Source organism: Vibrio sp. S9_S30 (genome assembly GCF_014694455.1).
Lineage (GTDB): Bacteria > Pseudomonadota > Gammaproteobacteria > Enterobacterales > Vibrionaceae > Vibrio.
Map to the genome: position 1 here is coordinate 349,341 of NZ_JAAUWT010000004.1, position 15,175 is coordinate 364,515.

The window sequence follows — 15,175 nt, forward strand, 5'->3', positions numbered from 1 at the left end:
AAGTAGGATAGTTCGTTTTATGGCTTACCCGTAATCTGGAGTTCAGGATCAATAGAAAAGGAGCAGCAGAGATGTGGAAAAAACCCGCTTACAAGGAACTTCGTTTAGGCATGGAAGTGACCTTATACATCAGTAATCGCTAGATCAACGGACTCTAGACACAATGAGAGAGGACAGGATTTGCTTTTTGAATGAGATTTAAGGCATTTCCTGTATTCTCGAATTGGGACCAGCTAACCAGAACAACGCAAAAAATCCAGGGACAAGGAGAGTGGTATGCATGTCATCATACTGGGTTCAGCAGCAGGAGGCGGTTACCCCCAATGGAACTGCCATTGCACAATGTGTAGCGGTTTAAGAAATGGAAAGGTCGTTGCAGAGCCTCGTACTCAGTCTTCCATTGCTGTTAGTGACGATGGTGAACATTGGGTCATCATTAATGCCTCACCGGATATACGCCAGCAAATCAATCACAATCCATCGATTCACGGTTGTAAGGGGAAACGCGGTTCTTCTATTGCTGCGGTGGTCTTAACCGACGCTCAAGTTGACCATACCAGTGGGCTGTTGATCTTACGTGAAGGGTTACCGATGGAGTTGTATTGCACCGAACAAGTGCGAGCGGAATTAACCGATGCTTTCCCGTTACTGACTGTCCTTTCGCATTGGCACGGAGGCTATCGACAACACACGATCGGGCATCAATCGTGGCATATTCCCAAGGTTCCTCATTTAAGGTTTGAAGCCATTCATTTGGAATCGAAAGCCCCACCGTATTCCTCCCATCGTAATGATCCACACCCCGGCGATAACATTGCCATCCGCATAACGGATATCAGGACCGATCGAAATCTGGTGTATGCGCCTGGGCTTGAAAAGCCGAGCTCTGATATTGAGATGGCAATGAGCCATGCTGACTGTGTTTTAGCCGACGGCACATTGTGGACAGATGACGAAATGATATTAGAAGGGGTCGGGAGCGATCTGGGAACATCCATGGGGCACCTTCCTATCAGTGGAAAGCACGGCATGCTCGCGCTTCTGAGTCAGTTCGTAAAACCTCGGAAAATACTGGTTCATATCAACAATACCAACCCGATCTTAGATGAACGTGGCTTCGAGCGCATACAGGTGGTAAGAGCTGGGGTTGAAATCGGTTTTGATGGGATGACATTTGAGGTTTAGGTTTCATATTGATTCCACAAGGGCGAACTCGGGCGAGCATAAATATTGAGAGGTTGAGTGATGCACCATCAAGACAGAACTAGGCACCATCAAGACAGTTCCATGCCCCATCAAGATAGAACCGTGACTGCCATGACGCCTGATCAATTTCGTGAAGCCTTGCTAAGCAAAGGGGCGCTTTACCACATTCATCATCCATTTCACAAAGCGATGTACCAAGGGAAATGCAGCCCAGAGCAGATAAGAGCTTGGGTGGCAAACCGGTTCTACTATCAAGTTTCGATTCCCATAAAAGACGCCGCCATACTGGCAAACTGCCGCCGTCCCGACATTCGGAGAAAGTGGGTGCAACGCATTCTGGATCACGATGGCCACGATAATCAAGAAGAGCGGTGGGGTGGCATAGAAGCTTGGCTGGAGCTAGCCGTTGCCGTTGGGCTTTCTCGCGAAGAAGTGCTGGAAGAAAAGTGGGTACTCCCCGGAGTGAGATTTGCGGTGGATGCCTACGTCAATTTTGCCCGTCGGGCAACGTGGCAAGAGGCTGCGTGTTCGTCCCTTACGGAATTATTTGCCCCCGAGATCCATCAATCTCGATTGGATTCCTGGCCACAACATTACCCATGGATAGAGCAGCAAGGTCTCACCTATTTCCAACAACGCTTGTCTCAGGCGCGCCGAGATGTAGAGCAAGGTCTGGCGATCACCTTGGCGCATTTTGACACCGCAGACAAACAGAAACATGCGCTGAATATTTTGCAGTTCAAGCTCGATATTTTGTGGTCGATGTTGGATGCCATCAGCATGGCGCATGAATTTAACCGAGCACCTTATCACGATCTTACCTCCGATGAGGCGGTTTGGCACCGAGGTCTCTTTCAGGGTTAAGGAAAGAATGTTCAGGGTTAAGGAAAGAATGTTCAGGGTTAAGGAAAGAACGTGCAAGATTAAGGAAAGAATATGGACTTTAAGAAAAACCTCAACGAAAAGTGGAAACGAAATCCAACGTTTCGAATGCAGTATGAGCAAGCACAGCAGAGCCATGTGCTTTTGTTCCCAGAGGGAATGGTGACATTAAGCGACAGTGCGGCGGAAGTGCTTGCCATGTTTGAACAAGAAACCACGCCGAATAGCGCCATCACCCAATTGTGTGCTCGGTATCCGAACGAAGATATTGAAGGTGACATCATCGAATTTCTGGATGTAGCGTATGACAAACAATGGCTCCAACCCTATTAAGCCGCCGTTCTGGTTATTGCTTGAGCTGACGTATCAATGTCCGCTTCACTGCGCTTATTGCTCCAACCCCATTGATTTGGGGAGCAAAGAGCAAGAACTTTCTACTGAGCAATGGTTTGATGTATTAGATCAAGGAAGGGAGCTTGGCGCGGTCCAATTAGGGCTTTCTGGTGGTGAGCCGCTAATGCGTAAAGACCTGACCGATATCGTTGCTCATGCTCATCAACTTGGTTATTACATTAACTTGATCACGTCAGGGATTGGGTTAACGCAATCTCGGATAGAAGACCTAAAACAGGCAGGGCTGGACCATATTCAGATCAGCCTGCAAGCCGCCGATCCAGAAATGAGCGATGCCATTGCTGGAAAAAAGAAAGCGTTTCAGCACAAAGTGAACATGGCGAAAGCCGTGAAGCAAGCCGGTTTTCCTATGGTGTTAAATGCCGTTATTACTCGGCAAAATATCCATGAAATAGAGAGCATCATGGCATTGAGTTGTGAACTGAAAGCCGATTACGTCGAACTGGCCACATCGCAATATTATGGTTGGGCATTCGAAAATCGCGCCTCCTTACTGCCGTCCAAGGCTGAAATCGAACAAGCCGAATGTGAAGTGAATGCATTCAGAGATGCCTGCGATAAAAGCGCCCCAACGTTTATATTTGTCACGCCCGATTACTATGAAGATCGCCCCAAGGCTTGCATGAGGGGCTGGGGAAGCATTTTTACCTGTATTGCTCCTGATGGCACAGCGTTACCTTGCCATAGTGCAGCACTGCTGGATTTGCCTTTCCTTAATGTTAAAGAACACAGCTTAAAACACATATGGTACGAATCTGAGAGCTTTAATGCGTTTAGGGGGTTCGAGTGGATGGAAGAGCCCTGCAAAAGCTGTGATGAAAAAGAATTGGATTTCGGAGGCTGCCGATGCCAAGCCATGTTGCTGACGGGCAATGCTGCTGCGACGGATCCGGTGTGCAATAAATCACCTCATCATCACAAGATAACGGAGGCGATTTTGCAAGCCTCTTCTGGCTGCCACAATGAATTGGTGATGCGGCACATGAGAAACAGCCAAACCATATTGTTGTCAAAACCCTAACCCTAACCCTAACCCTAACCCTAACCCTAAGCCGATGACGTGATGAGTGATTTAAGTGTTCCTCCCTTTAGGCAAACGCAAGAACGGATAACCGCTTCTGGCGATGTTTGGATTTGTTGGGAGCATGTTTCGGGGCTCACACACTGGCATTGTCCAAACCTCTATCGAAGCCGTCCAGAACCTCTGTTTTCTGCATCGATCATGGTAAAAACACCGTCGTATGATGACAGCGGAGTGACCCATGCTGTTGAACATTTGGTGCTACGAGGGTGCCATAAATATCGCGACCCCCGCCATTTTTGGCAATTACGCTCAAGCTTAGCGCTGGCGGAGTTTAATGCCACCACTCGTCGTGGTAACACGCGATTTCACCTTTCAGGCACGCATAAAGAGGATGCCTACCTGGGATTGGACTTTTTTCTTCATTCCACGCTTTGTCCTTTGTTGAAGGAAGGAGAATGGAAAGAAAAAGAGTGGCAAAAAAGGGAGTGGCCATCAGAAAACCACGATAAAGCCTATGTTCAAAAAGGGGAGCTCAGTGCGCTGTACCAAGAGTTACAGGGGTATGAAAGCAATGAACACTTTCAACAAGCGTGTCGAATGATAGAGGAGTTAAACTACCCCTTATATTCAGGAAGAGCAAAATACATTTCGACACTGTCCCTACCCGAAATCCGTCAATATTATTGGCATCACTACCGTCCAGAGTATTTTTGCATTGTAACGGCAGGGAAGTGGAGCCTAAAACACATTTGGCAAAGTATGGTTGCCGCATTGGCGTGTCGAACAAACAAGGAGCCAGAAAAGCTTTCGTTAACGAATCAATGGATAAAGAGCGCTCAAACGGAATCGCCTGACCGGATACTCACATTAAGAATGTCAGACAAAAAAGCGGTACAGATCTACAAAATGCTGAGTGAAGGGCATATTCAATCGACCTTAGACAGGCTTGGCTATCGTTTGCTGCCTTTGACCACCATGCTTGATCCGAAACCGACAATAAGGCTGAAAAGTGACAAGGGCGACTACGATGAATTATTGTCTCGTTACCTCAGCATGTTGGCGAATCAATGGACACAAAGCCAAGAAGCGACAAACATTTGGTTTCAGTATTGTATGGCTCAGCGCAGGGATATGATGAAAAAGTGGGGCGATAATTTGACCACACTTTATCTTTCGAGCCAGTCTTTCACTCTCGGAATGAACGTGCCTAAAAGCAAAGCCGAACCGGTAGGAGACTGGTTACCAGAGTTGATCTATCATCAAACGGTGACGATATTTGCTCGACTGCCTAAAAGTAATCCCCACTTGCGCACCGCATACGAAAGCTGGATTCAAGAACTCCTTTTTTATGTGACTCAATATTTCAAAACCACAAAACACGCCGTCTTTTCCCATGAGCAAACCGTTTATGGGACTCACAGCGACATACATGGCTTATCGATTCACCTTTCTTGCTCCGCGCTTATCTTCTGGCAACATTTTGATGACCACTTTCGTGAGCATGAACCGCCAGGCTTTAGGCTGAATTCGCTGAAATCGGAACAGGTGATTTTTACGCCTCTTCTCACCCCCCATAGTGATATGAGCTATAGCGTGCGTGAACCTTCCGTGAGTTTTGAGCAAAGCCAAGACGGCGTAAGAATGGCATTCCGATTACCCGATTCGGTTTCCATTTTTTATCAATGTGCGGCGGTACAATGGGTATTGCAGCAAACGTCTGTGATTGAAATGAGGTTAAATGGTCAGCTCTACGGCATCAGTGCGACAATAAAACCGGAATGGAATGCGTTGGAAATTTGCAGCCACTTCGACAAGGAACCTCACCATACGCGCAAAATATTGTGTGAGGAAATTCAAGCCTTTAGCCTTAAGCATCTCCAGCCTTGTGAAATACAGAGTGCGTATCAAGGTGCGCGGGGGTTGATGGCATCGCAATTGAGCAAGTATCAGCCCGACTTCTACAAAACGGCATATCGGTTGCTGGGCATATCGCTTGATACGCCAGAGACTGAAGAGGCATCTGGTCTGGCATTTACGTTGGCTATGTGGAAAACCGCCCTCGCTCCGTACTTAAAAGTAAGAAAGGAAAAGTAGCTGGGCTCCTAGCGCCTCAAATAGCGATCAAAATCGATATTGGTTACGCCCACTACCGCTTGAATTCGGTTATGAACCCCCAGTTTTTTCAGTATTGCAGAAACATGCGATTTTACGGTGGTTTCTGAGATATTAAGATCGTAAGCGATTTGCTTATTCGCACTGCCTTGCGACATCGACTTCAAAACCAACAACTGGCGGCGGGTTAAGGTGCTTAACATGTCGGCAGAAAATGAAGGTTCTTTGCTTCGTTGTCCAGAGAATCGGGTGTCGTCCGTTGCTCTAATGATGTTTGCCGGTAGATACACATGCCCATTAATGATTTGAGAAAAAGCATTGGTCATTTCTTCCCGTGAAGAAGACTTCGATATAAAACCAATTGCGCCATACGCGATGGTTTGGAGGATGGTTTGTTTGTTGGTTTCAGCCGATATAATGGCAACAGGGACAGAAGGTGCTTGGTTTCTAAGCTCAAGTAGCCCGTTAAGTCCACCCATGCCGGGCATGTTGAGATCCAATAAGATGAGATCGGTATCTGGATGTTCGTTTACGTATTCCAGTGTTGTCGGAACGTCTTCCGTTTGATGAATGGAGCAATTTAAAAATCGTCCTTTAATAACGGAAACCAAAGCGTCTCTAAACAACGGGTGATCATCGGCAATCAAGAATTTGTACATGCGAATCCCTCTTCCTTAAGGTTTTCTTATCATTCTTTGTTCCTACTGGCGTAACGCTTAAGTTTCAGTAAGTTATGCATACTGAAACTAATAACCATGTTATTTATGGTTTCTTTTAGTGTAATCAGCTCAATTTATAATGCTTGTGCTAAAAGTGAGACCTAGACTATATGAGGAGAAGTTTAATGACAAATATCCTTCTTAAGTATGATTAACGTCCCGTCAGGGCAAGCTAGACTGAATCTATCCCTGTTGGTTCTATCGACAACATCGTTCTTTAGACGAACATGAGCCCAAAAATACTTATAAGGAAAATGGATGTTTTCTGCCTGCCCAGTACCAGACCAAGCCGCCGTAGTGACGGCTGAGTCGTATCAGCTTGAAGCTGTTAAGGCTGTAAGAGAGCTTGCAGCTCGTTTAAACACACCACATATCGGGTTTGTTTTGTTCTTTTGCTCCGCAGCCTACGACTTGAAAGAACTCGAATCGGAAATGGATCGCGCGTTTACCTATTGCAAAGTGATGGGGTGTACGACGGCGGGGGAAATCACCAGTAGCGGTTATGCCAAAAGTAGCATCAGTGCGATAGGTTTTACCGAGAGAGCGTTCACGGTGTCTGGAATGGTGATACCCCTAGAAAACTTTGAGTTGGATGTTGCTCAGCACTGCGTCGAAACATTATTTGAAGATTGCCGAAGCCAGTTGAAGGCGCCCATTAAGCACAGTAGCTTTGTGCTGACGCTGATAGACGGCTTGTCTCCGCAAGAAGAAAATTTCCTCGTTACATTGGATACGGCGCTGGGACGAATTCCACATTTTGGTGGGTCGGCTGGAGACGATGAAAATTTGGCGAATACGCATGTGTATTTTGATGGCCAATTTTATACTGACTCAGCCATTGTGGTGATGTTCAATACCACTTGCCCATTTGAAGTGTTCACAACGCATCATGTTCAAAGTTCGGGCAGTAAGTTGGTGGTCACGAAGGCCGACAGTGAATGCCGCCGAGTATACGAATTTAATGCCGAGCCTGCTGCGCTGGTGTACGCGAGGGAAGCGGGCATCTTGCTCGACGATCTCCGACCTGAAGTCTACGCATTACATCCTCTTGCGGTAAAAGTGGGTGGCGAGTTTTATATTCGGTCCATTCAGAAAGTGAATGACGATCTGAGTTTGGATTTTTATTGTGCCGTTGATGATGGCATTGTCGTGACGGCGATGAAACCTGGTGACATTTACGCCAACGCAAGGCAAAAACTCAGCGAAGTGTCAGAAAGGGTAGGAGACCTAGAAATCATTATTGGGTGCGATTGTTTTTTTAGGCGCAAGGAAATCGAACAAACTAACGGTCTAGAAACCATTAAAGCCATCTTCAGGGACTTCCGTATGGTCGGTTTTAATACTTACGGGGAGCAGCTTGGTGGCGTGCATATGAATCAGACACTAACAGGGGTGGCGATTGGTCGTCAGCCTAATGTGTATCCCCTCTCTTCGAACATGTCAGAAGTGCATGAAAAGGTAGGGTAAATGTCGGATGAAGCGTTAAAACGTCAACTTGAAGAAGCCCTAGCGGAAAATGAACGTCAGAAGAAGATCATCGATTCGTTGGTGCGCCGGGTTGAACAAGACAGCAGCCACCGTGTTGATCCTTATGCTGCTTTCCAGCATTCCGTTGTATTGGCCGATCAGGTTCGGGAAAAAACAGAAGAACTCAACAATACTCTGCATAAGCTAGAAAGCATCAACCGAGCACTGTCTCTTGCGAACCAAAAAGTCGAGCGCGCTCAGCAGCGCTTTGTGGATGCCATTGAATCCATCTCTGATGGGTTTGCTTTGTATGACAAAGAGAGACATTTAGTGCATTCCAACAGCCGATTCCAGCAGTATTGGCTTGATCATGATATTTCACTTGATGTGTCAAGCGTGACTCTGGCGGAAGTCAAAAGGCTTGCGCACACCAAAGGGCTTATCGTAAAAGAGTTGCCTTATTCCGACCTGCATGGCGGAAGAGTGTTTCAGCAGCGAGATAATCGCTGGGTGCAAGTGAGCGAGCGCCGAACCTCCGATGGCGGGCTGGTGATGTTGTACACCGACATTACGTTACTCAAAGAAGCCGAATCGGCTAGGTATGAAGCCACCATCAGTGAAAAGCTACGCCAGTCTTATCAAACGTTAGAAAAGCGCGTGCAGCTACGAACTGCTCAACTGGAAGATCTCAATACCCAGCTAAGTAAAGAAGTCAATGAACGGCGGGAGATCCAAGACAGGCTGCTTGAAGCCAAACAAGAAGCAGAACTGGCGAATTTATCAAAAACAAAATTTCTTGCTGCTATCAGCCACGACCTATTGCAACCTTTGAATGCCGCGCAGTTGTTTTTGGGATCTCTGCGGGCCCAGAGGCTAGGTCCACCGGCGCGTCGGCTGGTGGATTCGTTGGATCATTCTCTCTCGGATGTTGAATCCTTAATTACGATGCTGGTCGATATTTCTAAGTTAGATGCAGGAACCATTCGTGCCGATAAGCAGCCGTTCGCTTTAAATGAGTTGTTGGATAATATCGCGAATGAATTCCATCAAATAGCCTTAGAGTCCGAAACGGAGGTGCGGTATGTACCCAGTAGCGTCGTCATTTATAGCGACTCCGTTTTACTGGCCAGAATTGTCCGAAATTTAATGACTAACGCGCTGAGGTACACCGAGTCGGGTAAGGTTTTACTTGGCTGCCGGCGTACTGAAAACGGCGTCAGAATTGATGTGTTGGATACGGGGGATGGCATTCCTAAGGATAAGCAAAAAGAAGTGTTCCAAGAGTTTAAACGCTTGAGCCCTAGGAAAGCAGAAAATAGGACGCAGCTCGGGCTAGGTTTGGCCATTGTTGATAAGATTTCAGGCGTGTTAGGGCACCATATTTCATTGGAGTCGGAACTTCACAAAGGATCGCGATTTTCGGTTTTAGTGCCTTATGGCACCGTGAAATCATCGGCGAAACCGGTATTGCAGCCTAAAGAATTGGACGCGAGTGCTGTGTTACAAGGTTGCCGCATTTGGGTTGTGGACAACGACAGTAATATACGCAAGGCGATGAAGGAGTTACTGAGTCAGTGGGGATGTGACGTTGTCACGGCGGAGTCTCTTGCCGCCTTGCAGGTTCAATGTGATGTGTCGAGTGATTCTGTGGAATTGCTGATTGTCGATTACCACTTAGATGAAGGGAAAACCGGTTTAGAAGTGGCTGAACATGTGCATATTAATCGTCCTCATCCGGTGCCAACCATTGTGCTCAGTGCAAATCGAAGCGAAACACTGAAACAACAGGTAAGGGAAAGTGGTTATTTGTTGGTAAATAAGCCTGTCTCACCAGTTCGGCTGAAGACCATCATCATTAGTCAGTTGCATTCTAGCTGCCAGCCTTTGCTTCAATCGCACGTCATACAAGGCTGAATCTCACGGAGGACCATGTCTTTTCTCAAGAGATCAGCCGCTTCAATACAACAAACGGGTTCAGTTGTTTATAGAAACCAACACTCGCCCTTCTTTTGACAGAACATTCCGCAAACCCAGTTTGGTTGAAAGCGACAAAGAGATGGTCATCATGACAAAAATTGCAATCATAATGATCAGTTGGTACTTAATTGCGACTAAGGGCGAGGTGCCTCCTAGGATCTGTCCAGTCATCATGCCAGGTAAGGTGACCAAACCCGTTGCTGCCATTGAAGCAAGGATAGGGGACCACGCCTTTTGCATGGCGGCTCGAACGAAAGGTAATGACGCGTAGGTTGGAGAGGCACCCAGTGACAGCGCGGCATGGTATTCGCCTTCTCGTTCTTTGAAAGCGCTGAACAGATTTTGAAGCATGATGATATTGGCATTCATACTGTTGCCAATGAGCATCCCACAAAGTGGGATCACGTATTGCGAGCTGTACACAGGCGTTGGCTGAACAATCACAACACAAAGCACAACAATGATGGGGGAAAGGCCAATCAATAACCCTGATATCACGGGTAAGAATAAGGGTTTCATTGGAAGCTTGGCCTTATCGATGATGGCATTGGTTCCTATGGCTGCCATGATCAGAACCCAAACAATGTTTAACGTTAGGCTATTGAGATCAAACACAAACTCCAGATAAGCCCCAACCAAAGTTAACTGAACACCCATTCGCAATACACTGATGAGTGTGTCTTTTGCTAGCCCAAGCTGAAAGTGACGATTGATGTAGAGCGGAATACAAAGCGTAAGAGAAAAAAGCAGTAGGAAACCCCAGCCAATATCAATTGATTCCTGCATAGAAACCTCGATGATTTTGGTTTCATTTTATACCTAAGTCCCTTCAAGATGTTAGGTCTTATCTAACGTTTATTCGACTCCAATACCTTAACTCAGGACATTTCTGCGCCTGAACAGGCCCCCGAAACGTCTGCTTACAGCTGTATCGTGGATGTTCGCCTATAACATGGATGCTCGCCTATAACATAGATGCTCACCTGTATCGTGAATGTTGAGATGTTCTCTGTAAAGTCTTTCCGGTGACTTTCTATGAGGAGAGACTAAGATGCATTAGCTTTATAATAAACAGAATGAGTATCTCAATTATGGAAAAAGTGGCCATTTAAGATTGGCTTTCTTGTAGACTAAAGTCTTAAAAAAGCTTGTAAAACATTCGAAATCCCTAATTTACTATGCATTATGTTGGATTTTATCCGTGTGATAATGGTGCGTAAGTCACAGGTTTAGACGATGGTTGTGAGCTTTAAAATAAACTTGCCAGATTAACATATATTTAACATTGTGAATTCTATAGTGAAATTAAACAATAGACTAAAGTAACAATGTCCTTCTATTTGTAAGGGAGTATAAAAGTCTGGCACAGGATGCACACACAAATTGAAATAAGGGAATTCTATGTCTTTAAAGAAAACTTTAGTTTTATCGGTCATACTCAGTTATTCATATTCCGCGCATGCTATTGTCGCGCCAAGCGATCTTGCCAGCCTAGAAAGTTTTTATGGTAATGTCGTTAGCCCGAACATGGCTTACACACAAAGTGCTTTTGGTACCATTCATCAACCAAGCAGCCCGCCATCTCTAAATAAAGCAAGAAAAGCACTCGAGTTGTTGGACTTTGCGGAGCAAGTTTACAGTCAGTCTGGGGCACCTAGCGGATGGACGAGGGTAAAAGATGTTTCTCGTAAATCCGGTTTCAATGCAAGTATATTTAAAAAGGGTAAGAACATTGTACTGGCATTTCGGGGGAGTGAGTTAGGGACGTCTGACTGGGTAACCGATGGGATGTTATCCAATGATGAAGTGCCCAAACAATTTCTCCAAGCGATCAATTTAGCGGAACAAGTCGAGCAGGATTACCCCAATCATACGATTCGATACACCGGCCATAGTTTGGGGGGCGGGTTAAGTACGGCAGCCGCATTGGTGACGGGAAGAACCACCGTTGCTTTTGATGCAACAGGGATTAACGATGCTCTCAAAGCACACATTAAAAAGAAACTCGGCAGTAAATATGCGCTCACTCTGCATGCTGCCGCTATTGAAAACTACAATTTAGTGGGTGAGTTTGTTTCGGATGGCGATTGGCAGCAAGACGCCGATGTAATTGGCATTAATGCCAAGCAATACGGCGATATCTACTACCTGAGTGATGCACGCTTCACGCCATTCCCTAGAATCATTTGGGATACACCGTTAACACGCCATTTTATCACCCCAATTCGTGAAGAGTTGAACTACATCATTGACCCCTACTACTTTGACTGGACGTCAGATGAGTTGGATATCCTGTCGTTTAAAGCGACTTATTTAATCAATTCATTTCCAAGTCTATTTCAAGACATAGGTAATTAATGGTTGAAACTCATAAGGTTCGGCATTGTGCCGAACCTTATTTTCCTATCATGTTTTACTTCATTTATTCGTCTCGATTATTGCAGTGCAACGGGAGGGCGAGTTTCACGAATCAGAATCGCTCGCTGGCACGCATCACGTTGCTTTTCCGTCATGAGCATTCCATTTCGCCAATAGCCTTTTCTTAAGGCACGCTTAAATTCATAATAAAGTTCGTCAGGAAGCTCATGCACAATAAGATTAAAGCTATTGCTGTTCATGATTTACGCCGCCTTGTCTTCCTGATTTTGCAATTCAGTCGGTTTTAACGGAGGGAGCGGATTTCTTGAACCAACGGCCTCTTCAATCGAATTAAAACCATCTTGTTTAAGAAGTTGAACTAGCCCACGGTTAATCTCATTGATATTTTGTGGCCCATCGAAAATCATCGTTGTGATCATATGGAGCAAATTGGCTCCGGATGTGATTTTCTCGTATGCATCTCTTGCACTGAATACACCACCCACACCAATAATGGTCAGTTCACCACGAGTACGGCGGTAAACATGGCGAATAACGTTGGTAGAGATCCGCTGAAGCGGCAAGCCGCTCATCGCCCCTTTGCCTTTGGGCAGTTTACCTTGCGCGGATGGGTATTCTTCCGGCACGTGTTCTTCATTTCCTTCTGGTTTGGCGAGGTTGGTTAGAACAACGCCATCCATGTTGTGTTCCACACACGCATCAACGATGAGGTTAATTTCATCCAATGTCAGATCAGCAGCCAACTTCACGTATATTGGACGGTCGGTTAGGGGGCGGATTTCATCGTTAACGGCATTGAGCAATGCGTCTAGGTTGCTTCGTTCGACAAATGGCTCACCATCTTGTGTGTTTGGGCAACTGATGTTGATGGTGAAGTAATCACCAATATCTTTAAAGGCGCGTAGAGTTTTTAAGTAATCCTGAATCGAATCCTCTAAAACAAACTCTGGCGTGATATTGGATTTTGCTGCGTTGATCCCCACTCTTAATGGACCAAAATCGACACTGGCCAAACGTTTTGCGATTTTTTCAGCGCCTTGGTTATTCAAACCATACCAAACGACAATGGCTTTGGATTTCACCATGCGAAAGAGCCTTCTACCAGGGTTACCTGGGCAGACTTCGCCGGTAAAGGAACCCAGTTCCGCAAGCCCGAAGCCCAGTGACGGGTAAATTTTTGTTAATTCACCGTCTTTATCGAAACCCGCCGACAGCCCTACTGGGTTGCGGTAGGTGATACCATCGACCTTGGTATTCAAGGATTGATGTTCGTAGTTGAAAAATAAGCTGGTGAGACCGCGAGTCAAGGCGTTAGAGCCGAGGGCTATCCCCATCTTCTTTAAAACAGAATGGGCTTGTTCTGGTTCCATAAGAAAGATGAGTGGGCGAACGATGCGATAGAGCACTCTCAGAACGAGGTTTCTCACGCCGATTAGGAAGCTCATGATTTTCTATCCTTGTTATTGGTTGACTTTTTATGCCCCTCTTATTGGAACGAGGTCATTGAGACAATGGAAAAGAATCCTAATCTATTGAAATATTAAGATTTAAATTGAACTCCAATCACCCAATGTCGCAACATGCTTTACAAAAAGAGAGGGGTTTCTTTTGTAACCAAGATTGGCTTGGTATGTTACTAACCATAATTAAACGCAAATACGAATGCAAATAATTATCATTTAAATATTATTGATTAAGATCCATCGCCGCGATTAAACCGTGCTTTTCATTCGGATCAGGAATGACTTTTTTTTGAAATCAGGTAAAGTAACGACTTTTGAAAAAACTACCGTCACAAGCACCGAAACTCTCTCGCGTGTTTTTGCGTGAATGTCGGCAAAATGGAAAAGTAATTAGGAAGCAAAATGATTCTAGTAGTTGGTCATAAAAACCCAGACACAGACAGTATCTGTAGTGCGATTGTTACCGCAGAGCTATTGAAAGCGCGTGGACTTGAAGCGAAAGGCATTCGCCAAGGTGAAATTAACCGTGAAACTCAGCATGTTCTCGAAGTTGCTGGTGTCGATCAACCAGAGCTACGCACCTCTGTCGCGGGTGAGAATATTTGGTTAGTAGATTACACCGATTTGGCTCAAGCACCTGATGATATCGGTGAGGCTGAAATCCTAGGCATTGTGGATCACCACCGTTTGGGTGACGTGATGACAGTAAATCCTCTTGAAGCTTGGATTTGGCCAGTAGGCTGTACTTGTACCATTCTCTATGCTCTTTTCAAGATGGAAGAGACTGAAATCACTAAGCCACTCGCGATTTTGATGATGTCTGCAATTTTGTCCGATACTGTTGGCTTTGCTTCTCCTACTTGCACCCAGAAAGACAAAGATGCGGTATACGCTTTAGCTGACATTGCGGGTGTAGAAGATGTAGACACGTTCATCAAAGATCTTTTGATTGCGAAAACCAACATTGAAGGTTTGTCTGCTGCACAACTCGTCGAAAAAGACTTAAAAGCTTACCCATTTAACGGCCGTGATGTGGTTGTTGGTCAGGTTGAGCTTGCGACTCTTGAGCAGGTTGACGGCATGATTGAAGGGCTAGAAGAAGATTTAGAGCGTCGCTGCTCTGAAGAAGGGTTGGCATTCGCGGCTGTTATGCTGACGGATATCACGACTGCTCAAACTCGCCTTCTTTATAAAGGTGAATGGGCAGAGAAGCTAGTGAAGCACGAAAAAGACGGCGTATTAATGATGGAGAACACATTAAGCCGTAAGAAACAAGGTTGGCCTTGGCTTCAAGGCGAGCTTGCTTAACTCTCTATTTATTAAAGTGTTAGTAAAGCCGGGGCATGTGCTCTAATGCCGATCGTTTAAGACTCTTGAACGATCCTTAATAGTCTTCATAATCGGCCCCAGATATGTATCTGGGACCGATTTTTTATGTCTGAATTTTCTTTAGAACTTCAAGCTACTGCTGAATTTCAACTCTCCGAGTCTATTGACTCATTTAGGAAGAATATTCCTGTTGAATGGATTTC

The 15,175-nt window shown here is 45.6% G+C and carries 14 protein-coding genes; 10 read left to right on the forward strand and 4 right to left on the reverse strand.

Annotated elements, in window-relative coordinates:
• Window positions 1-71 precede the first annotated feature (71 nt).
• From pqqA to HC752_RS07190, 6 genes are all read left to right on the forward strand, one after another.
• Window positions 72-143, forward strand: a complete 72-nt coding sequence (gene pqqA / locus HC752_RS07165) for a pyrroloquinoline quinone precursor peptide PqqA (protein ID WP_101115399.1) — start codon at window positions 72-74, stop codon at window positions 141-143.
• A 133-nt stretch (window positions 144-276) separates the two neighbouring features.
• A complete protein-coding gene (gene pqqB / locus HC752_RS07170; protein ID WP_190334437.1) occupies window positions 277-1,185 on the forward strand; it encodes a pyrroloquinoline quinone biosynthesis protein PqqB in 909 nt (302 codons plus the stop codon).
• Between the two features lie 102 nt (window positions 1,186-1,287).
• Window positions 1,288-2,070, forward strand: a complete 783-nt coding sequence (gene pqqC / locus HC752_RS07175) for a pyrroloquinoline-quinone synthase PqqC (protein ID WP_190334438.1) — start codon at window positions 1,288-1,290, stop codon at window positions 2,068-2,070.
• 72 nt (window positions 2,071-2,142) lie between these two features.
• Window positions 2,143-2,421 carry a pyrroloquinoline quinone biosynthesis peptide chaperone PqqD gene (gene pqqD / locus HC752_RS07180; RefSeq protein ID WP_238930441.1) on the forward strand — a complete coding sequence of 93 codons (279 nt, stop codon included), beginning with the start codon at window positions 2,143-2,145 and terminating at the stop codon, window positions 2,419-2,421.
• Complete coding sequence (gene pqqE / locus HC752_RS07185; protein ID WP_190334439.1) at window positions 2,393-3,523, forward strand: pyrroloquinoline quinone biosynthesis protein PqqE; 1,131 nt, start codon at window positions 2,393-2,395, stop codon at window positions 3,521-3,523. Before pqqD ends, pqqE begins: the two co-directional genes overlap by 29 nt.
• A 42-nt stretch (window positions 3,524-3,565) precedes the next feature.
• Entirely contained in the window at window positions 3,566-5,620 is a 2,055-nt protein-coding gene (locus HC752_RS07190) for an insulinase family protein (RefSeq protein WP_190334440.1), read from the forward strand.
• A gap of 8 nt (window positions 5,621-5,628) precedes the next feature.
• On the opposite strand, the gene HC752_RS07195 is transcribed toward HC752_RS07190, so the two are convergent.
• A complete protein-coding gene (locus HC752_RS07195; RefSeq protein WP_190334441.1) occupies window positions 5,629-6,297 on the reverse strand; it encodes a response regulator in 669 nt (222 codons plus the stop codon).
• Window positions 6,298-6,615: 318 nt separating this feature from the next.
• Between HC752_RS07195 and nosP the strand changes: the two genes are divergently transcribed.
• Together nosP and HC752_RS07205 are read left to right on the forward strand one after the other, a co-directional pair.
• The gene (nosP, locus tag HC752_RS07200) at window positions 6,616-7,824 is read left to right on the forward strand and encodes a nitric oxide-sensing protein NosP (RefSeq protein WP_190334442.1); all 1,209 of its coding nucleotides are present in this window, start codon (window positions 6,616-6,618) and stop codon (window positions 7,822-7,824) included.
• A complete protein-coding gene (locus HC752_RS07205) occupies window positions 7,825-9,738 on the forward strand; it encodes a hybrid sensor histidine kinase/response regulator (RefSeq protein ID WP_190334443.1) in 1,914 nt (637 codons plus the stop codon).
• A 60-nt stretch (window positions 9,739-9,798) separates the two neighbouring features.
• On the opposite strand, the gene HC752_RS07210 is transcribed toward HC752_RS07205, so the two are convergent.
• The gene (locus HC752_RS07210; protein WP_190334444.1) at window positions 9,799-10,587 is read right to left on the reverse strand and encodes an ABC transporter permease; all 789 of its coding nucleotides are present in this window, start codon (window positions 10,585-10,587) and stop codon (window positions 9,799-9,801) included.
• 615 nt (window positions 10,588-11,202) lie between these two features.
• On the opposite strand from HC752_RS07210, the gene HC752_RS07215 reads away from it, so the two are divergent.
• Window positions 11,203-12,159: an Mbeg1-like protein gene (locus HC752_RS07215; protein WP_190334445.1), complete on the forward strand. Its 957-nt coding sequence runs from the start codon at window positions 11,203-11,205 to the stop codon at window positions 12,157-12,159.
• 77 nt (window positions 12,160-12,236) lie between these two features.
• Here HC752_RS07215 and HC752_RS07220 read toward each other — a convergent pair whose 3' ends face one another.
• Window positions 12,237-12,419, reverse strand: a complete 183-nt coding sequence (locus HC752_RS07220) for a DUF1315 family protein (protein ID WP_190334446.1) — start codon at window positions 12,417-12,419, stop codon at window positions 12,237-12,239.
• Between the two features lie 3 nt (window positions 12,420-12,422).
• Complete coding sequence (locus tag HC752_RS07225) at window positions 12,423-13,625, reverse strand: quinone-dependent dihydroorotate dehydrogenase (RefSeq protein WP_190334447.1); 1,203 nt, start codon at window positions 13,623-13,625, stop codon at window positions 12,423-12,425.
• A gap of 420 nt (window positions 13,626-14,045) precedes the next feature.
• Here HC752_RS07225 and HC752_RS07230 point away from each other — a divergent pair, with 420 nt between their 5' ends.
• Window positions 14,046-14,951, forward strand: a complete 906-nt coding sequence (locus tag HC752_RS07230) for a manganese-dependent inorganic pyrophosphatase (RefSeq protein WP_190334448.1) — start codon at window positions 14,046-14,048, stop codon at window positions 14,949-14,951.
• Window positions 14,952-15,175: the final 224 nt, after the last annotated feature.

Excerpts from the sequence above, each read along its gene's own strand:
- pqqB (WP_190334437.1), top strand. The coding sequence starts at position 277 with ATGCATGTCATCATACTGGGTTCAGCAGCAGGAGGCGGTTACCCCCAA.
- pqqC (WP_190334438.1), top strand. The coding sequence starts at position 1,288 with ATGCCCCATCAAGATAGAACCGTGACTGCCATGACGCCTGATCAATTT.
- pqqD (WP_238930441.1), top strand. The coding sequence starts at position 2,143 with ATGGACTTTAAGAAAAACCTCAACGAAAAGTGGAAACGAAATCCAACG.
- pqqE (WP_190334439.1), top strand. The coding sequence starts at position 2,393 with ATGACAAACAATGGCTCCAACCCTATTAAGCCGCCGTTCTGGTTATTG.
- HC752_RS07190 (WP_190334440.1), top strand. The coding sequence starts at position 3,566 with ATGAGTGATTTAAGTGTTCCTCCCTTTAGGCAAACGCAAGAACGGATA.
- HC752_RS07195 (WP_190334441.1), bottom strand. The coding sequence starts at position 6,297 with ATGTACAAATTCTTGATTGCCGATGATCACCCGTTGTTTAGAGACGCT.
- nosP (WP_190334442.1), top strand. The coding sequence starts at position 6,616 with ATGTTTTCTGCCTGCCCAGTACCAGACCAAGCCGCCGTAGTGACGGCT.
- HC752_RS07205 (WP_190334443.1), top strand. The coding sequence starts at position 7,825 with ATGTCGGATGAAGCGTTAAAACGTCAACTTGAAGAAGCCCTAGCGGAA.
- HC752_RS07210 (WP_190334444.1), bottom strand. The coding sequence starts at position 10,587 with ATGCAGGAATCAATTGATATTGGCTGGGGTTTCCTACTGCTTTTTTCT.
- HC752_RS07215 (WP_190334445.1), top strand. The coding sequence starts at position 11,203 with ATGTCTTTAAAGAAAACTTTAGTTTTATCGGTCATACTCAGTTATTCA.
- HC752_RS07220 (WP_190334446.1), bottom strand. The coding sequence starts at position 12,419 with ATGAACAGCAATAGCTTTAATCTTATTGTGCATGAGCTTCCTGACGAA.
- HC752_RS07225 (WP_190334447.1), bottom strand. The coding sequence starts at position 13,625 with ATGAGCTTCCTAATCGGCGTGAGAAACCTCGTTCTGAGAGTGCTCTAT.
- HC752_RS07230 (WP_190334448.1), top strand. The coding sequence starts at position 14,046 with ATGATTCTAGTAGTTGGTCATAAAAACCCAGACACAGACAGTATCTGT.